17 protein-coding genes are annotated in these 17,337 nt (G+C 71.1%); 9 read left to right on the top strand and 8 right to left on the bottom strand.

Features of this window, described 5'->3' with window-relative positions; translation table 11 throughout:
- Positions 1-51 precede the first annotated feature (51 nt).
- The 3 genes from ABZW30_RS29630 to ABZW30_RS29640 all read right to left on the bottom strand — a co-directional run bounded on the left by ABZW30_RS29630 (position 52) and on the right by ABZW30_RS29640 (position 1,768).
- Positions 52-1,038, bottom strand: a complete 987-nt coding sequence (locus ABZW30_RS29630) for an FAD-dependent oxidoreductase (RefSeq protein ID WP_355674272.1) — start codon at positions 1,036-1,038, stop codon at positions 52-54.
- Positions 1,035-1,568, bottom strand: a complete 534-nt coding sequence (locus ABZW30_RS29635) for a ThuA domain-containing protein (protein WP_355674273.1) — start codon at positions 1,566-1,568, stop codon at positions 1,035-1,037. The genes ABZW30_RS29630 and ABZW30_RS29635 overlap by 4 nt, the downstream gene beginning before the upstream one ends.
- Before the next feature lie 74 nt (positions 1,569-1,642).
- Positions 1,643-1,768, bottom strand: coding sequence for an RICIN domain-containing protein (locus ABZW30_RS29640; protein ID WP_355674274.1), 126 nt, complete (start codon positions 1,766-1,768; stop codon positions 1,643-1,645).
- 153 nt (positions 1,769-1,921) lie between these two features.
- Here ABZW30_RS29640 and ABZW30_RS29645 point away from each other — a divergent pair, with 153 nt between their 5' ends.
- The 6 genes from ABZW30_RS29645 (at position 1,922) to ABZW30_RS29670 (ending at position 8,198) form a co-directional block, all read left to right on the top strand.
- Complete coding sequence (locus ABZW30_RS29645; RefSeq protein ID WP_355674275.1) at positions 1,922-2,221, top strand: helix-turn-helix transcriptional regulator; 300 nt, start codon at positions 1,922-1,924, stop codon at positions 2,219-2,221.
- Positions 2,218-3,003 carry a hypothetical protein gene (locus tag ABZW30_RS29650; RefSeq protein WP_355674276.1) on the top strand — a complete coding sequence of 262 codons (786 nt, stop codon included), beginning with the start codon at positions 2,218-2,220 and terminating at the stop codon, positions 3,001-3,003. The genes ABZW30_RS29645 and ABZW30_RS29650 overlap by 4 nt, the downstream gene beginning before the upstream one ends.
- Before the next feature lie 183 nt (positions 3,004-3,186).
- Positions 3,187-3,963, top strand: coding sequence for a polyprenyl diphosphate synthase (uppS, locus tag ABZW30_RS29655; RefSeq protein ID WP_355674277.1), 777 nt, complete (start codon positions 3,187-3,189; stop codon positions 3,961-3,963).
- A gap of 176 nt (positions 3,964-4,139) precedes the next feature.
- Positions 4,140-6,350 (top strand): MMPL family transporter, encoded by a 2,211-nt coding sequence (locus ABZW30_RS29660; protein ID WP_355674278.1) that lies wholly within the window; start codon positions 4,140-4,142, stop codon positions 6,348-6,350.
- A 5-nt stretch (positions 6,351-6,355) separates the two neighbouring features.
- Positions 6,356-7,543 carry a sensor histidine kinase gene (locus ABZW30_RS29665; RefSeq protein WP_355674279.1) on the top strand — a complete coding sequence of 396 codons (1,188 nt, stop codon included), beginning with the start codon at positions 6,356-6,358 and terminating at the stop codon, positions 7,541-7,543.
- Positions 7,544-7,547: 4 nt separating this feature from the next.
- On the top strand, positions 7,548-8,198 hold the full coding sequence (locus tag ABZW30_RS29670) for a response regulator transcription factor (protein ID WP_355674280.1): 651 nt from the start codon (positions 7,548-7,550) through the stop codon (positions 8,196-8,198).
- A gap of 435 nt (positions 8,199-8,633) precedes the next feature.
- Here ABZW30_RS29670 and ABZW30_RS29675 read toward each other — a convergent pair whose 3' ends face one another.
- On the bottom strand, positions 8,634-9,095 hold the full coding sequence (locus ABZW30_RS29675) for a peroxiredoxin (RefSeq protein WP_355674281.1): 462 nt from the start codon (positions 9,093-9,095) through the stop codon (positions 8,634-8,636).
- 98 nt (positions 9,096-9,193) lie between these two features.
- Positions 9,194-10,054, bottom strand: a complete 861-nt coding sequence (locus tag ABZW30_RS29680) for an alpha/beta hydrolase (protein WP_355674282.1) — start codon at positions 10,052-10,054, stop codon at positions 9,194-9,196.
- Positions 10,055-10,588: 534 nt separating this feature from the next.
- On the opposite strand from ABZW30_RS29680, the gene ABZW30_RS29685 reads away from it, so the two are divergent.
- The 3 genes from ABZW30_RS29685 (at position 10,589) to ABZW30_RS29695 (ending at position 14,070) form a co-directional block, all read left to right on the top strand.
- Positions 10,589-11,488 (top strand): AraC family transcriptional regulator, encoded by a 900-nt coding sequence (locus tag ABZW30_RS29685; RefSeq protein ID WP_355674283.1) that lies wholly within the window; start codon positions 10,589-10,591, stop codon positions 11,486-11,488.
- Positions 11,489-11,947: 459 nt separating this feature from the next.
- Positions 11,948-13,417, top strand: a complete 1,470-nt coding sequence (locus tag ABZW30_RS29690) for an MFS transporter (protein ID WP_355674284.1) — start codon at positions 11,948-11,950, stop codon at positions 13,415-13,417.
- The gene (locus ABZW30_RS29695) at positions 13,414-14,070 is read left to right on the top strand and encodes a helix-turn-helix domain-containing protein (protein WP_355674285.1); all 657 of its coding nucleotides are present in this window, start codon (positions 13,414-13,416) and stop codon (positions 14,068-14,070) included. The genes ABZW30_RS29690 and ABZW30_RS29695 overlap by 4 nt, the downstream gene beginning before the upstream one ends.
- 274 nt (positions 14,071-14,344) lie before the next feature.
- Here the strand turns inward: ABZW30_RS29695 and ABZW30_RS29700 are convergent, their stop codons facing one another.
- From ABZW30_RS29700 to ABZW30_RS29710, 3 genes are all read right to left on the bottom strand, one after another.
- On the bottom strand, positions 14,345-14,770 hold the full coding sequence (locus ABZW30_RS29700; RefSeq protein WP_355674286.1) for a hypothetical protein: 426 nt from the start codon (positions 14,768-14,770) through the stop codon (positions 14,345-14,347).
- A 472-nt stretch (positions 14,771-15,242) separates the two neighbouring features.
- Complete coding sequence (locus tag ABZW30_RS29705; protein ID WP_355674287.1) at positions 15,243-15,932, bottom strand: response regulator transcription factor; 690 nt, start codon at positions 15,930-15,932, stop codon at positions 15,243-15,245.
- A complete protein-coding gene (locus ABZW30_RS29710; RefSeq protein WP_355674288.1) occupies positions 15,929-17,203 on the bottom strand; it encodes a histidine kinase in 1,275 nt (424 codons plus the stop codon). Before ABZW30_RS29710 ends, ABZW30_RS29705 begins: the two co-directional genes overlap by 4 nt.
- Positions 17,204-17,337 lie beyond the last annotated feature (134 nt).

A 17,337-nucleotide genomic window follows, 5' to 3' on the forward strand; every position in this document is an offset into this window, starting at 1 on the left:
TCCCGACATCGGTCACCGAACGCCCGCGCCAGCACCGGATCGCCGAGGCACTCAGCCGCAGAATGCGCCATCCCCGCTCGCCAACCGCTGCACTTCGAACGCGCAGCCCCAGGAGGTCGTCACGCCGGCGCCGCCATGGCCATAGTTGTGGATCAGCACGCCGTGCGGCCCCGGCTCGGCCTCCAAGCGGACCTGGGAGCGGGTGGGGCGCAGACCGACGCGGCTGCCGAGGACCTCCGTGCCGCGCAGCTCGGGCAGGACTGCGGTGCAGCGGCGCAGGATCGCCGCGGCGGTGGCGGGGGAAGCGGTGAGGGCCTTGGCGCCGGGTTCGGCGGTGCCGCCGAGGACCGCGGTGTCCCCGTGCGGGAAGGCGTAGAGGAGCTCGGCGCCGTGGAGCGACTCGTCGCAGAAGAACTCGTCGAGTCCGCAGCGGCGGACCACCACGACCTGGCCCCGCACCGGTATCACTGCGGGGTCCGGCACCAGCTCGGCCGCGCCGCTGCCGGAGCAGTTGACGACGACGGGCGCCTGACCTCGCGCCTCGTCGAGGGACCGGTAAACGTGCGAGCGGATGCGCCCGCCGCCGCGCGCGAGGCGCTGCGCGAGCCAGTCGAGGTAACGCGGCATGTCGATGACAGGCGCCTCGAAACGCCAGCCGGCGACGTAGCCGGCGCGGAGCTCCGTGCCCGTGCAGGGGCGGGCTCCCAGTGCGAGCGCCCAGTCCGGCGCCGCGGCAGGAGTCGAGGACTGGTGTGTACCCCTGACCAGCCGCACCCCCGATTCGGGGGCCTCGGAGGCGAGGTGCCGAAACACCGCCAGGCTCGCCTCCGCCCAGCGCTCGACGCGTGCCCAGGGGTTGATCAGGAACGGATCCCAGGTCGCGCCCGCCGCCGCGGATGTCGTAGCGGCGGGCGGGCGAGCGGCGTCCACCCGGACGTCCAGGCCGGCCTCCGCCAGCACCACTGCCGTGGTCAGCCCGGTCACCCCCGCCCCGATGACCAGCACGTCGGGATGGTGCGCCTCGCTGCTCGTACTCATCCCTTGACCATGACACACTCGGCGCGCTCCCACAGGCCGTCTTCTTCGACTTCTTCAGCATGAACCCCACCTGAGCTCTCGCCACGGCGCGTACCGAACGCCACGCCTACCTCGCCACCCTCCCGAGCCGGAACGCCGACCTGGAACGCCGACCTGGAACGCCGACCTGGAGGCCGCCCCTCAGTGCCGGAGTGGATGCCCGCGTAGCCGCCGCCGGCACGGATGTAGCCCCCGAAGGCGGCCTTTTCGGTGTCGTTGAGGACGTCACCGGTGGTCAGGGCGAAGACGACGGCTTGGTAGTCGGCGAGGTTGGCAGGTGTGAAAACGGTGTCGTCCTCGGTGGCGTCGACCGTGAACCCGTTCGCGGTGCCCAGGTCCTCGATGCCCTGGACGGCGATGGGGATCGAGTCGTGCCGGTATCCGCCGGTCTTGGAGAAGACAAGCACCTTGAACGCGGGCTGGGGAGCGGGCTCCGCCGCAGCGGAGCCCGCGGGGGCGATGAGGGCGAGCGCGGCGCCCAGGCCCAGCATCGGCCGGAGTGATATTCGGACTCCTCGGGAGGGCCCAGGAGCCCACAGGTGGGTGGGTTCCGGGGAGGGACGGGTCAACTGAGCTTGGCGAACTTCCTCTGCCGGGCGGGAGTGCCGTTGCAGGTGTACTGGTCCAGCCGGACCTCGTTGTCGGGCGAATTGCCGGGGACATTCAGGCACTTGCCGCTGGCCACCGACACTACCCGGGCAGGTTCTGCGCGTGACAGAGCACAACAGGTCACTCAAACGCCGCCCTGTCGCTCGCACATGGCGGCGATAGTACACACCGCGTATTACGTGGCGCGTAGTTCATGCCGCGTAGTATGGTGCGGTGCCAGAACGAAGGGAACGGCATGCAAGCCAACGATGCCCAAACGCTGGTGCTCTGCGCGCTGGCCGACGGACCGCTGCACGGATACGCGATCAACGCGGCGATCGAGGAACTGACCGGGGATCGCCTCGGCCCCGGCAGCCTGTACGGAGCACTGACCCGGCTGGAGTCCAAGCAGCTGATCGAACCGCTCGACGGGCAAGGGCGCCAGCGCCCCGTACAGTTGACCCCCCAGGGCCGGGAGGTGCTGGAGCGCGAACTGCGCACCATGGCCCGGGTGGCGAACGCCGGGCTGCGGCGCCTGAGGGTGAACCCGGCGTGAGCGTTGTCACCCGAAGCCTGGTCAGGCTCTACCCGGACGCCTTCCGCGTGCGCTGGGGCGCCATGGTGGAGGACGAAGCCCGGGGCGCGGGCTGGAAGTCGTGGCCCAACCTGATCGTGGGCATCGTCGATATGTGGCTGCACCCCGCGCTCTGGCCCGCCGACGCCCCGGCCCAGCGGCAGCGGCGGGTTGCGACCATGGGCATCACGGTCGCGCTCGCCGCCTGGTTCCTCAGCCACATCACGGCTGAACAGGGCGACCCACTGTCGTCCAGTGTCGCCAGCGGGATCATGCACGGCTGCACCACCCTGTTGCTGATCGGGATCGCGCTGGTCGCACCCCGGCCCCGGCCGACCTTGAGTGCCACGATCACGCTGCTGCGGTGGGGCGTTCGGCGCCTCACCGTGCCGACGCTGCTCGGCACGAGCGTGGTGGTGGTCGTGCACGGCGGCATCGACCCGACGGCCTCGCCGCCCACCCTGCGGGCCGCCCTGCTCGCCGGCTGGTGGATCGCCCTGGGACTGGGCGCGATCCAGATCCCCCGGATCTTCACCGGCGTCGGTGCGGACGCGGTCGTGCCGCCGCACGCCGGACGGCTGCGCGCCGGCGTCTGGACGCTGGCGGCCGCCAGCGCGACCGGAGGCGCGACCATCCTCGGAGCCGCGGTAGCCGATGGCGGCTTCCATCCGCTCGGCGCCGCCGTGGGCGTGGGCCTGCTGCTGTTGACCGCCGTGTGCGCGGGCACCCTGCGCGACCTGCGCGAACTGCCCTCAGTCGACTGAAGCCCCCGCACCCCCGTTCAGCGCCGACAGCTGTAACCCCTCGCTGGTCGGCCGGTCGTCGGGTCGGTCGCCCAGCCACGGCCCCGGGCTGACCGTCTCCGACCCCGACGGGCCCGACCGCCCCCGCGAAGACCGCGCACTCGGTCCCGCCCGCGCTACCGGGTGCCCTCAACCATTTGGACGGTGCTCATGCCCGACCTGCTCCGCACCCTCTACACTCGCCGCCTGCGCCGCCGGGTCACGGCGGGCCCCCTGCCCAGGCACGTCGGGTTGATCATGGACGGCAATCGCCGCTGGGCCCGGCAGATGGGCCTGGCCAACCCCAGCCTCGGGCACAAGGTGGGCGCCGAGCACGTCGAGGAGGTCCTTTCCTGGTGCGAAGCCCTCGGAATCCGGCACATCACCGTATTCCTTTGCTCGACCGAGAACCTCCAGCGCCGCGAGGACACCGAGGTTGCCTTCCTGATGCAGTTGATCGAGCAGGTGGTGGCCGACCGCCTCACCAGGCCGGACGCCCGATGGCAGGTTCACCTCGCCGGCCTGCTCGACGCCCTGCCCGACAGCACCGCTCGCGCGCTCAAGGAGGCGGTCGAGGCGACCCGCACCTGCGCGACCGGAGCCCATGTCACCCTCGCCGTTGGTTACGGAGGCCGACAGGAGGTCGTCGACGCCCTACGCGAGTTGATGTACACGCGGGCCGAAGCCGGTGAGTCACTGACCGATGTCGCCGACACCCTGACCGTCGACGACATAGCGCCGCATCTCTACACCGCCGGCCAGCCCGACCCTGACCTGGTCATCCGCACCAGCGGCGAACAGCGTCTGTCGAACTTCCTGCTCTGGCAGAGCGCCTACTCAGAGCTCTACTTCTGCGAGGCCTACTGGCCCGCGTTCCGCGAGATCGACTTCCTGCGCGCCGTACGCAGCTTCGCCGCCAGGCAGCGGCGCTACGGCGGCTGAGGCCGGACCGCCACCCGTCGACCACGTGTCGGATCCGGACCGGGGACACGATGACTGGTCGGCGGGCGTCGGCATCGGCAGCCCCACCCCCCCCCCGGCGTCCACCGACCGGTGGACCCGAGGTTCAACCGGCCGGGCGTGTCGGGCGCGGCCTCCGGCCGACCAGGATCTCGGGTATGAGTCAACTCCCTGTGCGGATAGCCCGTTGGAGCGCCCGGCACGCATGGCGCGCGATCGCCGGCTGGTTCGCGTTTGTCATCCTGTGCCTCGGCGTCGGCGTCGCGGTCGGCTCCCATGAAGCAACTACCGAGGACTACCGGGTCGGTGAGGCGGGGCGGGCCGAGGCGATCGCGAGCGCGGGCGGCATGCAGCAGCGGCCGACCGAGCAGATCATCATCCACGCCAGGTCCGGGCCGCTGGACCTGGCCGCCGCCGCAGCGGCGGCGCAGGACCTCACCGAGCGGCTGCGGAAGCTGCCCGAGGTGGACGGCGTGGCGGCTCCGGTCCGCTCCAAGGACGGCAAGGTCCTCAGGGTCCCGGTGGTCCTGAAGGGCCCCGAGCTGGACGGGAAGAAGAACGTCGTCCCGGTCCTCGCCCGGACGGCCCAGGTGCAGGGCGCCCACCCGGACCTGGTCGTGGAGGAGACCGGCTCCCCTTCCATCAGCAAGGGCGTCAACGACCAGCGTGGGAAGGACCTCACGCTCTCCGAGCGCATCACCCTGCCGGTCACGCTCGTCACCCTGCTGATCGTCTTCGGGTCGGTGGTCATGGCCGGTGTGCCGCTGCTGCTTGCGCTCTCCTCGATCGCCGCCGCCCTGGGGCTGTCCATGATCGCGTCCCATGTCCTGCCCGACCCCGGTGTCGGGACCAACATGATCCTGCTCATCGGCTTGGCGGTAGGCGTCGACTACACGCTCTTCCACCTCAAGCGCGAACGCGAGGAACGGTCCCGCGCCGGGGGGCGGCTCAGCTCCGAGACCCTGGTGGAGCTGGCGGCGGCGACCGCGGGCCGGGCCATCGTGGTCTCCGGTCTCGCCGTGATCGCCTCCACCGCGACCCTGTACCTGGCCACGGACGTCATCTTCTCCTCGCTGGCGACGGGCACGATCCTGGTCGTGGCGGTCGCCATGGCCAGCTCGCTGACCGTACTCCCCGCACTCCTGGTGAAGATCGGCCGGCGGACCGAGCGCCGTGCGGCCGGCAAGGCCGCCCGCCGGGCGAGCCACGGCATGCCGGTCCGTACGAAGCGCGCGGAGGCCGGGACGGGCCGGGTGTTCGGGGCCCTGCTGAGGCCCGCGCAGAAGCGTCCCGCCCTCACGCTGTGCGTATCGGTGCTGGTCATGCTCGCCCTGGCGGCGCCCACGCTCGGCCTGAAGCTCGTCGACCCGGGCAAGGACACCTTCTCCCGCGGCATCCCGGCCATGCAGGTCTACGACCGACTCAACGCGGCCTTCCCGGAGCTCCTGGTCAAGCACGTGGTTGTCGCCCGCTCCACTCCGGACCAAGCGGCCCAGGTGCAGCACGCGCTGGCGGACCTCGGCCGGCGGGCGCAGGCCGATCCGCTGTTCGCCGGGGACGCCGAGCCGAGGGTGCGTACGTCGGCCGACGGCCGGGTCAGCGTGCTGGAACTGGCCGTCCCGTTCCCCGCACCCTCCGCCGAGGCGATCAAATCACTCGACCACATCCGTCAGGACTATCTGCCCGCCACGGTCGGCAGGCTGTCCGGCGTGGAGACGGGGGTGACCGGTGACGTGGCCCGAGGCCGCGACTACGTGGATCACGAGAACGGCAAGCTGCCGCTGGTCATCGGGTTCCTCCTGCTGATGACCCTCGTGATGACCGTGTGGGCGTTCCGCTCGGTGGCCATCGGCCTGATCGGCGTCGTGCTCAACCTGCTGTCCGCCGGGGCCTCGCTCGGCCTGCTGGTCGTGTTCTTCCAGGGAACGTGGGCAGAGCACCTGCTGGCCTTCCACTCCCTCGGTGCCATCGCGTCCCGGGTACCGCTGTTCCTCTTCGTGATCCTCTTCGGCCTGTCGATGGACTACCAGGTGTTCGTGGTCAGCCGGATACAGGAGGCCAGGCAGAACGGGATGTCGGCTCACGAGGCGGTGGTGGACGGCATCAGCCGGTCGGCCAAGGTGGTGACCAGCGCGGCGATCGTGATGGTGACCGTGTTCGGTGCCTTCGTCGCCCTGCACCTCACCGAGATGAAGCAGATGGGCTTCTGCCTGGCGGTGGCCGTACTGCTGGACGCCGTGGTCATCCGGCTCCTGGTCCTGCCGTCGCTGCTGCTGCTCCTCGGCGAGCGGGCATGGTGGCCGCTGCGCCCCGCGCGACGGGCGCAGACCGCTGCCCCTGCCGCCGGCATGCCGCAGAACGTAGGCTGACGATCATGATTCAACGGCCGCAGCCCGACGACCGGTTCCGCACCCGAACCCTGCGCCGGTGGTACGCAGTCTCCTGGGTGCTCCTCGGCTTGTGTCCCCCGGTGGTCTCCGCGCTGCACCACACCGGAACGACGAGGTACGGGTCGTTGGCGCTGCTTGCCGTGATCGCCCTCTGCTACGCAACCGTCGTGGCCTTTCCCCGCAATCCCGTGCTGCACCCCCACACCTTTCCGGGCGTGCTCGTCCTCGGTTTCGGCGCGCTGTCCCTCCTGCGCGGCGACGGCGCGGCGCTGTTCATCGTGTCGCTCCCCCACTTCTGGCTCTTCGCCAGGAGCCCGCGGTACTCGATCGTCCTCAGCGGCGCTGCCGCCGCGGCCACCATGGTCGGCATCGTCCGCCATCAGAGCTGGCACGTGGAGGACTTCTCCACCGGCAACATCGTCTTCACCCTCATCGGCTATGTCGCGGGCGTGCTGCTCGGACTGGGGGTGGTCCGGATCGTCGAGCAGAGCGACGAGCGCACCCGCCGCCTGGGCTCCGAGTTGGAGGACGCCCAGTCCCGCCTGGCCGAGGCGCACAGACTCCAGGGCGCCACGGAGGAGCGCGAGCGGCTCGCGCGGGAGATCCACGACACCCTTGCGCAGGGCTTCGCATCCATCATCGTGCTGGCGGAAGCGGCCCGCTCCGGCCTCGACACCGACCCCGGCAGGAGCGCCCGGCAGTTGCTCTCGATCGAGAACACCGCACGCGAGAACCTCGCCGAGGCGCGGGTACTCGTCGGCTCCGCCCCGCAGAGCGGTCCCGCCCTCGGCTCGGTCGCGGGGACCCTGCGCCGGACCCTGGACCGGTTCGCCGAGGACACCGGCCTCACCGTCACCGCAGATCTGCCGGACGTCGAATGCGACCAGCCGACCCGGATCGCGCTCCTGCGCTGCACCCAGGAGTCCTTGGCCAACGTCCGCAAGCACGCGGCCGCCTCCACCGTGGAGATCGTCCTGGCGCCGTCTCCGGATGGCGTCGAACTGGAGATAACCGACGACGGCAGGGGTTTCACGGTCGAGGACTCCCACGGCTTCGGGCTCAACGGCATGCGCAATCGCCTGGCCGAACTCGGCGGTGAACTCACCGTCACCAGTTCCCTCGGCGACGGCACCCGGGTCCTCGCCGTGATTCCCACGAACAGTCGGGTGTGACGACATGACAGCTCAGACAGAGACGGACGGGCTCCGCATCATCGTGGTCGACGACCACACGGTCATGCGCGCCGGGGTCATCGCCCTGCTGGCCTCCGAGCCCACCATCGACATCGTCGGCGAGGGCGGCGACGGCCGCGCGGCCGTCGAACTCGTCGAGCGACTGAAGCCGGACGTGGCACTGGTCGATCTGCGGATGCCGGTCCTCGACGGGGCGAGTGCCACCGCCGAGATCGTCGCCCGCCACCCGGGAACCCGGGTACTGATCCTGACCACGTACGACACCGACGCGGAGATCGAGCGCGCGGTCGAGGCCGGCGCGATCGGCTACCTGCTCAAGGACACCACGCGTGACCAGCTGGTCGACGCCATCCGATCCGCGTCCCGCGGCGAGACCGTCCTGGCCCCGAGGGTCGCGGAGCGGCTGGTCGCCCGCATGCGGCAACCCGCTCCGGTGGCACTGACCACCCGGGAGGTGGATGTGCTGAGGGCGGTCGCCGACGGCCTGTCCAACGTGGAGATCGGCCGGCGGCTGGTCATCGCGGAGGCCACGGTGAAGACCCATCTGCTGCGGGTCTTCGCCAAGCTCGACGTCAGAGACCGCACGCACGCGGTGGTCGTGGCCCTCGAGCGCGGACTGCTGGACAGGCGTTAGCCCATTGTTCAGAGGCCGCGCGGATCCCGGTGGCAGGACCAGCAGCGGCCCCCGGGGCGGCGAGTCCATTGGCGGCCGCCCTACACCCGGATGCTCTCCTGACCGGGATCCCGGTGACCCGTCCTTCGCCTGGTGACAAGAAGCACCGGCAACCGTGGTGGTGGACCGGTGCTTCTTGTCCGGGAGGCGCGGCGGCCTGGGGGACGGTCAGAGGCGGCTGCCGCGTACCCCGGGCCGAGCGGACGGGACCTGCTCGCCGCGCAGCGCGAGGGCCGCGGTGCGGGTGCGCTCCAGCCGGCTCATGACCTGGCGCAGCGTGGCGTGGCGGGGTCGAGGTCGCGGGTGAGCTCGCGGACGCCCCTGGTGGTCGTCGTCGCGCAGCCGCATCCGCCACGTCTCATGCCGCTCAGCGGTATTCCCGTCCGAAGCCACCGGCTAACGAGAGGCTCGTTCGCGACGCAGGGCGTCCAGGGCCTTGTCGGCATGCACGTTCATGTTCAGCTCGCTCTTGATCGACTCGATCAGCCGGAAGTCCGTACCGATGACGAAGGTCCTGCGCTTGGCGTTGAGCGGACCCCAGCCCCGGTGCGCCTCGAAGGTCCGGGCGACCTTGCCGTCGGGGTCGGACAGCAGCGGGTAGTCGAAGGAGTGCTGCTGGGCGAACCTGTGCTGCTTCTCGGGGGCGTCGGGGCTGATGCCCAGGCGCTGCGCGCCGACGGCCTTGAACTCCGCGGCGAGGTCTCGGAAGTGGCAGGCCTCCTTGGTGCAGCCGGGGCTCATGGCCGCCGGGTAGAAGAACAGCACCACGGGGCCATGGGCGAGGAACTCGCCCATGGATCGGGGAGTGCCCGTCTGGTCGGGCAGAGTGAAGTCGGGGACGAGGTCACCGATGTTCATCGTGAATGCTCCTGGCGAAGAGGGTGGACGTGCTGTCGTTGAGTGCTGCCGGCCGGCGTCCAAGGATGCCGTGGGGATCTCGGATCGTCGTCGGGCTCCTATCGCCCGGCTGTCGCGTGCGCGGCGTCCTCTATCAGGTCGGTGACCTGCTCGGGGTGGGAGACCATCGCGAAGTGCGAGCTGTCGACCTCCACCGTGTGGGAGTGTGCGCGCCGGGCTTCGAACCGCTCCAGCGCGGGGGGCAGCGCCTTGTCCTCGGTCGCCACCAGGGCCCAGCTCGGGACGGTGTGCCAGGCCACGGCTGTCGGGGCCTGGCCGAAGACGGCGGCGTCGATGGGCCGCTGGCCGGTGGCCATGACCACGGTCTGCTCGGCCGGGACGTCGGCGGCCAGGACGGCGCGGAAGTCCGCCGGGTTGACGTACAGGTCGGCTCCGCCGGTGCCGTCGGCGTTGGCGAACGGGACCGGTCGCAGGGCCGGCTGCAGCTGCGAGCCGGGGAACTCGCCGGCCAGGGCGCCGAGTGTCTCGCCCTGGTCCGGTACGAAAGCGGAGATGTAGACCAGGGCCTTGACCTGCGGATCGCCGACGGCCGCCTGGGAGATGACGGCGCCGCCGTAGGAGTGGCCCACCAGGACGACGGGCCCCTCGATGGTCTTGAGCAGGCTGTGGAGGTAGGTGCTCTCCTGGGCCAGGCCGCGCAGCGGGTCGGCCGGGGCGATGACGGTGTAGCCGTCGTGCTGAAGGCGTTCGGTGACCTTGCTCCAGCCCGAGGCGTCGCCCCAGGCGCCGTGGACCAGCACGATGGTCGGCTTGGCCTTCCCGCCGGGGTGGGTGAGGGCCGGGGCGGCCTGGGCCGTCGGGCCCAGCAGGGCGACGGCCGCAAGGCCTGCGGCTGCGGCGATCGCCGTCGCGGCGGCCGGGATGGTCAGCTTGCGATGGGTGAACCGGTGCGAGCTCACGAGTGCTCCAGAAGGTCAGGGAAAGAGGGTGGATTCGCGCCCGTGGTCGGCGGGCTGTGACGGCCTGCCGGTCAGCGGGCTTTCATGGGAGGCAGTGCGGGGACCAGCGGGGCGTTGTCGATGTCGGCCGCGGTCTTCCGGAACCGGCGGGGTCAGGCCCCGCGGCAGGTCCGGCGAGTAGGCGGCACGGCTCCGGCGAGTAGGCGGCACGGCCCGGTCCGGAACGAGCCGGACGCGATGGTGGCCCCGTGATCGTCCGGGTTGTGGACGACGTCGGCGAGTTCAGCGAAGTCGCGGGCGCGGTGGCCGGTCTCCAGCTCGACTGTGGTCAGCGCCCCATGACCGAGGATCAGACGGGTCCATCCTCGGGCAGATCGGCCAGCTGCTGCGGCGGCCGAAGCCCGGGCATGGCACTCGTCGCTCCGGCCATCCCCACGATCCGCCGCATCTGGATCAACTCCTCGCTTGCACGCCCCGTCCTTTTCGACGCTACGGTCCGCCGGGCGACACCCAGCGGTAGCCTGGAGACGAGTCATGGGAAAAAAGCGACAGCTCTCCGTTACGGACGTGGCATACCGGCCCGCGCTGACCGCGCCCATAGGGATGGACGTCCTCGACTTCGAAGACCTGGCCGCGCGCGCAGCCCGGCGGGGACTGGACCTGTCCGCGCCACTCCGGCCCGCCTTCCACCAGCTGATCCACATCAGCCGCGGCCCGGTGCGGCACACCGTGGACTTCCACGACCACACACTGGACGCCGGTTCGTGGCTCTGGGTGCGGGCCGGTCAGGTTCACCGGTACGTGCCCCTGGACCACACCACGCCCCGAGGCCTCATCGTCATCTGGCAGCCCGGCTTCATTCCCTCGGAACCGCTATCGGAAAACTCGGTCATGCGCCCCACGGGCCGCCATGCCCGCCACGCCAACCTCGCGCTGCGCCATCTGGTCCACGCCTACCGCGACCCGGTCTCCCCCACCCTCGAAGCCCACATCGAAACACTGCGCCATCTCCTGAGCGTCCTGGTACTGAGCCTGGCCCACACCCAGCCCTCGCCGGCCTCCCCCGGGGCGGCCGGCGAGGTCTTCCGCAGCTTCCGCACCGCCGTCGAACAGGACTTCACCCACTCCCATCACGCCAGCGACTACGCCGCCACGCTCGGCTACAGCGTTCGCACCCTGACCCGAGCCACGCAGGCCGCAACGGGCTCCACCGCCAAGCAGTACATCGACGCCCGCATCCTCCTGGAGGCCCGACGCCTGCTGGCACACACCAACGCCACCTCTGCGGAGATATCCCGTCGCCTGGGCTTCCACGACCCCAGCGACTTCACCAAGTTCTTCCGCAACCGCGACGGAAACGCACCACTGCGATTCCGCGAGATCGCCAGAGGACGAACACCTGGAAAGACCTCCACCCCAGCGTCCGACGGGTGATTCCGGGGGCCGTCCGTCCAACGTACGGTCCCGCGATTCACTGACCCGCCACACCGACCCGGCCAGGTCACACCCCGGGGCGGTCCTTCGCCGGGTGGAGCTTCCCAGTGCACCGTCCGGTCAGCGCTCTCCTCGTCCGCGCGGGCCGGGTCGTTGTCGCCGACCTTGGTACGGAACAGCTCACGGTAGGCGGTCGGCCCGTATGCGGAGATCCGCGGTGGCCTGCGCACCGGATTGTCGGGCCGTGCTCTCCGGCGGGGGGTGTCAACGGCGTGTGGTGCCGTATCGCGCGGCGCGGCCTGTGTGCGGAGGTGCTGCGTTGCGTCAGGTGTGACAGGGCAGCCTTGGTCTCGGTGCGGTGCTGCACGGAACCCGATATGCGGAATCCGATCTCCGCTTCTGCTAGCCTCGCATCCGGAATCGAATCTCCGCTTATGTGTTCCGCTGGAGCTCACACCCATGCCCCGAACAAGCAATCGCCCGCACTACAACCTGACCTTCGCCGTGCTGCTGCTCGGCGTCGGTGCGTTCTCACTGCTGCAGTCGCTGGTGGTCCCGGTCCTGCCGACCCTGATGGAGCGCCTGCACACCAGCCAGGACACCGTGACCTGGCTGATGACCGGTTACCTGCTGTCCGCTTCCGTGGCCACGCCGATCCTGGGTCGGATCGGCGACAAGACCGGCAAGGAGCGGATGCTGGTCGTCACCCTCGTCGCCCTCGCTGCCGGGTCCGCGATGGCCGGCGCCTCCCACTCCATCGGCCTGATGATCGTCGCGCGGGTCATCCAGGGTCTGGGCGGCGCCGTGGTGCCGCTGGCGTTCGGCATCATCCGTGACGAGTTCCCCGCCGAGAAGGTCCGCGGCGCCGTCGGCGTCACGGCCGCGCTGACCGCCGTCGGCGGCGGACTCGGGCTGATCCTGGCCGGGCCGATCGTCGACCACCTGGACTACCACTGGCTGTTCTGGGCACCGATGATCCTCATCTGCGTCGCCGCCATCGCGACCCACCTGTTCGTCCCCGAGTCCCCGGTGCGCACCCCGGGACGGATCAGCTGGGGTGCCGCGCTGCTGCTCTCCGTCTGGCTGGTCGCCCTACTGCTGGCCGTCAGCCAGGGGCAGAGCTGGGGCTGGGGCTCGCTGCGGATCATGGGCCTGTTCGCCGCCGCCGTGGTCTTCGCCGCCTACTGGATCGTGGTCGAGCTGCGCTCGGACGCCCCGCTGATCGACATGCGGATGATGCGCATCCCGGCGGTGTGGACCGCCAACCTGGTCGCGTTGCTCTTCGGCGTCGGGCTGTACACCACGATGACCTTCCTGCCGCAGCTGGTGCAGACGCCCGAGCACCTCGCCGGCTACGGCTTCAGCGCGAGTGTGACCCGGTCCGGGATCTACATGCTGCCGATGACGGCCGGCATGTTCGTCCTCGGCGTGCTGGCAGGTCCCCTGGCCGCTCGCTTCGGCTCCAAGCGCGTGCTGATCGCCGGCAGCCTGGTCACCATCGCCCCGTTCGTGATGCTGGCCGCGGGTCATGACCGCGCCTGGGAGATCTACACAGCTTCGGCCCTGGTCGGCGTCGGCCTCGGCCTCGCCTTCTCCGCCATGTCCGCCATCGTCGTCGAGGCCGTCCCACCGGCCCAGACCGGCGCGGCCAGCGGCATGAACGCCAACATCCGCACCATCGGGGGCGCCATCGGCAGCGCGGTTGCGGCCAGTATCCTATCCTCCGGGGTCACGGCCACCCACCCGTTCCCCCACGACTCCGGCTACACCAGCACCTTCTGGTTCCTGACCGGCAGCGCCGTGCTCGCCGCCGCGGCGGCCCTCGCCATCCCGGCGGCCCGGCAGCACCGGAGCGGCCACAGCGTGGGAACGCCCCCGGCACGCCATGGCGAGCCGGTGACCGAACGCAAGGACGCGACCCTCGGATGACCACCCCCCACCGGCCCGCACCCAGCCCGCCCAAGGCCATGCGCCGCGACGCGGCGCAGAACCGGGAGCGACTGCTGCGGGCCGCGTGGGAGGTCTTCGCCGAACTCGGCCCCGACGCGGGCGTCGAGGAGATCGCCAGCCGTGCCGGTGTCGGCATGGGCACGCTCTACCGCCGTTTCCCCACCAAGGAATCCCTGCTCGCCGCGCTCAGCGACGAGATCCTCGACTCGGTCTTCGCCTGCTTCCGCCGCGCCGCCGAACAGCAGCCGCCCGACCGGGCACTGGAACAGGCGCTGTGGGACACCGGCGAGGTGCTGGCCGCCCATCACGGCTGGCTCACCCGCCTGTGGGCGGCGATCCCACCGGAGGCCGACGAGCGCCGCATCGAGCTGCTCGCCCGGCTCGACACGCTCCTCACCCGCGCCAAGCGCGCCGGCGAGGTCCGCGAGGAACTCACCACGACCGACGTGTACGCCTGCCTCCTCGCGCTGCGCGTCCTGATCGACGACACCGAAGGCCGCGCCCCCGACGTCTGGCGCCGCCACCTCGCCATCGTGCTGGCCGGCTTCCGCCCGGCCGCCGAACCCCTCGCCCATCCCCCGACCGACGACACCCTGATCCGCGCCAACACGCCCAAGCACCACACAGGGTGACGCGGCACCGCACCGGGTGACCCGACCGCGTCGGCAGGAAGCCCCCGCGGAACCGTCGGATGACGGTTCGACCTGCTTCTTCGGCCCCGTCCTGGGAGCCTGTCCGCCGACACGCCGGTGCTGCCGGATCTCGGCCACAGTTCCCGGCATCAGGTCATCGTCCGCTCAACGATCAGACCGGCCGACCCGTCAGACGATCACTGATCGCCTCCGACTACTGACCGTACCGGCACCCCTTGGACTCATTCATCCAGGCGAGTCGGAGGGAGGTCGGCTACCTGCCTCCCCAGACGAACAGGAAGAGCACGAGGGGGACCAGACTCAGCAGGACACCGATCACTTTGCCGATCGGGCCGCCGTTCCTCCGACCTGCGAGCAGCAGGACGACGCCGGACGGGAAAACGGCCACGAAGATCGGCAGCGGGATCAGCAGGAACGCGAGAGAGAGCAGGATCTCGATGCCGAACTGCAGCCAGCCGACGACAAGGCAGGCCACACGAAAACCCCAACGCCCCGGCACCGCCAGGGGAATCAAGGTGCTGAAGCCGGCCAGACACCACCTGACGAGGGTTTCTCCGTCGGCGCCTGCCTCACCCGTCACGTACGCGACCGCGTAAATCAGCCACGAGGCACCGGCCCACGCGGCGAGCCCCCATGGCCGAGGCTCGGCGTAACGCGACGACGACGATCCGGTCATCATCCACCCCCAAGGATGCTTTGAACGCGTTCAAGATTCTTGAACGCGTTCAAAGTAGCACCGCCATCCGCCCCCTTGAAGACCCGCCCCCTCTGGGTCCGGGTCGGCTGTCAGCAGGCGGGTCGTCTTGGAGGGACGCACGCCGATCGCCGCCCCGCGCCGGGCAGCCCAGGTGGTCAGCTGCGTCACCTCGTCGGCCCTGCTGAGCGCGGCGATCCGCCGTCCCTTGAGTTCTGCGGTGACGGGCGGGAGCTGTACGGCGGCCTGCTCGCTGACGCCCAGGACGGTGGCCAGGTGGTGCAGGTCGCGCGATTCGGCCGGGACGACGGACGTAGGGGACGCCCACTCCGCGCCGTGCTCGGCGAGCTGCGCGAGCCGGCCCGGGGTCGGCTTCGCCCGGCGGGCCTTCTGGTGGTTGAGCGTTCCTCAACCCCGTACGGGCGGTGCCCGTTGTGGATTGCCGTGGTCGCCGCGATCAGTCGGCGCTGCCGGTGGCGTAGCCGTGGCTGTGGGCCCAGGCGATCGCCTCGGCGCGGGTGGTGACGCCGAGTTTGGCGAACAGGTGGTTGACGTGGGTTTTGACCGTGGCCTGGCCGATGAACAGGCGGCGGGCGATGGCGGCGTTCGGCAGTCCGGTGGCAAGCAGCCGCAGCACGTCCTCCTCGCGGGGTGTGAGCTGGAGGGCTGAGGGCGGTGTCTGCCGTGTCTCGTCGTCCTGGTCGCGGCGGCCCCGTGTCCGGTGGCCGCGTACGGCTGCGGCGAGCAGCCGGCGCTGGACTTCGGGGTCGAGGGTGACCTGCCGGGAGACCGCCGCCTGGATGGCGCGGGCGATCTCGGTCCTGCCGGCGTCCTTGGTGAGATACCCCAGGGCGCCCGCCTGCAGCGCGTCGATGATCTTGTCCTCGTCGGCCAGCGTTGTCAGCACCACCACGGCCACGCCGGGCAGCTCCGCGGTGATCCGGCGGGTGGCCTCCACGCCGTCGAGGACGGGCATCACCAGGTCCATGAGGACGGCGTCCGGGCGAAGTTCGGCCGTGCGGGCGACGGCCTCCGCGCCGTTGGCGGCGCCGCCGACCACGTCGATCCCGGGCACCATGGCGAGGAGGGTCATCAGTCCTTCGCGGACGATTGCCTGGTCGTCCGCGACCACTACCCGTACCGTCATGCCTCCACCTCCGCGGCCACTCGCCAGCCCTCCGGGCAGGGACCGGCGGTCAGCTCCCCGCCGACCAGGAGCAGGCGCTCGCGCATCCCGGCCAGGCCGTAGCCGCCGGACATGCCTTCCACGGTAGGCGGCTCGGCCGCGTCCGGAGCCGCCGAGGCCGCGTCCGGAGCCCCGGAGGGGCCATACGAGACGATGGTGACCCGGACCCGGTGCTCGGCGTATTCCAGGGTCATGCGCACCGGTCGGCCGGGGGCGTGCTTGGCCGCGTTCGCCAGTGCCTCCTGGGCCACGCGCAGGAGCGCCAGACCGGTCTCCGCCCCCAGGGGACGCGGATTGCCGTGCAGCCGGAAGTCCGCGGCGCCGCCTGCGGCCGTGTGGTGGCCGGCGGCCAGGGAGGCGAGGGCCTCGGGCAGGGGCGGGGTGTCGGCGCGTAGCGCGGCGATGGCCCGGCGGGTCTCGGTGAGACCGTCCTTCGCGATCCGACGGGCTCTGCCGGCGCGTTCCGTCGCCTGGGCCACGTCCGCCGGTTCCGCGGCGAGCAGGGTCTCGATCACCTCGAGCTGGATGACGAGCGCGCCGAGGGAGTGGGCCAGCACGTCGTGGATCTCCCGGGCGAGCCGGGCGCGCTCCGCCAGTGCCGCCGCGCGCTGGCGCTCCTCCTGCGCCTCCTGGGTTTCCGCGAGCAGACGGCGGGCCTGAAGGTGCTGGATGCGGATGCTGCGGCGGGTCACCCCGGTCAGGTAGCCGGACAGCAGGACCGCGCTCCACACTTCCAGGACCTGGGTGTGGGCCCCGTGCGGGCCGAGGGCCGTACCCGCTGCCAGGGCGAGCACGCCGCAGGCCAGCACTCCCGCGCTGATCAACATGGGCAGATCGGCGCCAGCCGCAATCAACGCCACGACGACCAGCACGGAGAGCGGTTCGGCGCCGGGCGCCGCGGTCAGCAGCACACTGCCGGACACCACGACCACCGTCAGCAGCGCGGCCGCGGTGCGCCGCGGCACCAGGTCGAGGGCGAACGCCGCCCTTGCGGCCACCACGGACCACATCAGCCAGACCACGGCGAGCAGCACGAAGGTGGCGAGGTGAGCCGCACTCCACCGGAACTGCCGCCCCGGCACGAGCACGGCCAGGACGGCGGCGAGCGCGACGGGCCGCAGCAGCACCATCGTCCACACCTCAGCGCGCGCCTTGGACAGGCGCGGGGATGCGTTACCCGTGGTGGCTGGCAGGTCGCGCGCGGGCGGATCGGGCCGGGAGTCGGACGGCATGCGATCACGCTAAGGGAGCCGGCGCCCGGCTCGGCTCCACCGACGGGTGGACAAGGGTGGAGGTCGCGGGCTCAACCCTGCTCCACCTGCCGGCCGAGGCCCCGAACGGCCTGGCGGACACAGACTGGTCGACG

It is taken from the genome of Kitasatospora sp. NPDC004669 (genome assembly GCF_040609455.1).
Classification (GTDB): Bacteria; Actinomycetota; Actinomycetes; order Streptomycetales; family Streptomycetaceae; genus Kitasatospora.

What these genes read in the sequence shown, in the direction of transcription:
- ABZW30_RS29675 (WP_355674281.1), bottom strand. Translation starts at nt 9,095, where the DNA reads ATGAACATCGGTGACCTCGTCCCCGACTTCACTCTGCCCGACCAGACG.
- ABZW30_RS29705 (WP_355674287.1), bottom strand. Translation starts at nt 15,932, where the DNA reads ATGACGGTACGGGTAGTGGTCGCGGACGACCAGGCAATCGTCCGCGAA.
- ABZW30_RS29635 (WP_355674273.1), bottom strand. Translation starts at nt 1,568, where the DNA reads ATGCTGGGCCTGGGCGCCGCGCTCGCCCTCATCGCCCCCGCGGGCTCC.
- ABZW30_RS29685 (WP_355674283.1), top strand. Translation starts at nt 10,589, where the DNA reads ATGGGAAAAAAGCGACAGCTCTCCGTTACGGACGTGGCATACCGGCCC.
- ABZW30_RS29700 (WP_355674286.1), bottom strand. Translation starts at nt 14,770, where the DNA reads ATGATGACCGGATCGTCGTCGTCGCGTTACGCCGAGCCTCGGCCATGG.
- ABZW30_RS29695 (WP_355674285.1), top strand. Translation starts at nt 13,414, where the DNA reads ATGACCACCCCCCACCGGCCCGCACCCAGCCCGCCCAAGGCCATGCGC.
- ABZW30_RS29630 (WP_355674272.1), bottom strand. Translation starts at nt 1,038, where the DNA reads ATGAGTACGAGCAGCGAGGCGCACCATCCCGACGTGCTGGTCATCGGG.
- ABZW30_RS29660 (WP_355674278.1), top strand. Translation starts at nt 4,140, where the DNA reads ATGAGTCAACTCCCTGTGCGGATAGCCCGTTGGAGCGCCCGGCACGCA.
- ABZW30_RS29690 (WP_355674284.1), top strand. Translation starts at nt 11,948, where the DNA reads ATGCCCCGAACAAGCAATCGCCCGCACTACAACCTGACCTTCGCCGTG.
- ABZW30_RS29645 (WP_355674275.1), top strand. Translation starts at nt 1,922, where the DNA reads ATGCAAGCCAACGATGCCCAAACGCTGGTGCTCTGCGCGCTGGCCGAC.
- ABZW30_RS29710 (WP_355674288.1), bottom strand. Translation starts at nt 17,203, where the DNA reads ATGCCGTCCGACTCCCGGCCCGATCCGCCCGCGCGCGACCTGCCAGCC.
- ABZW30_RS29670 (WP_355674280.1), top strand. Translation starts at nt 7,548, where the DNA reads ATGACAGCTCAGACAGAGACGGACGGGCTCCGCATCATCGTGGTCGAC.
- ABZW30_RS29665 (WP_355674279.1), top strand. Translation starts at nt 6,356, where the DNA reads ATGATTCAACGGCCGCAGCCCGACGACCGGTTCCGCACCCGAACCCTG.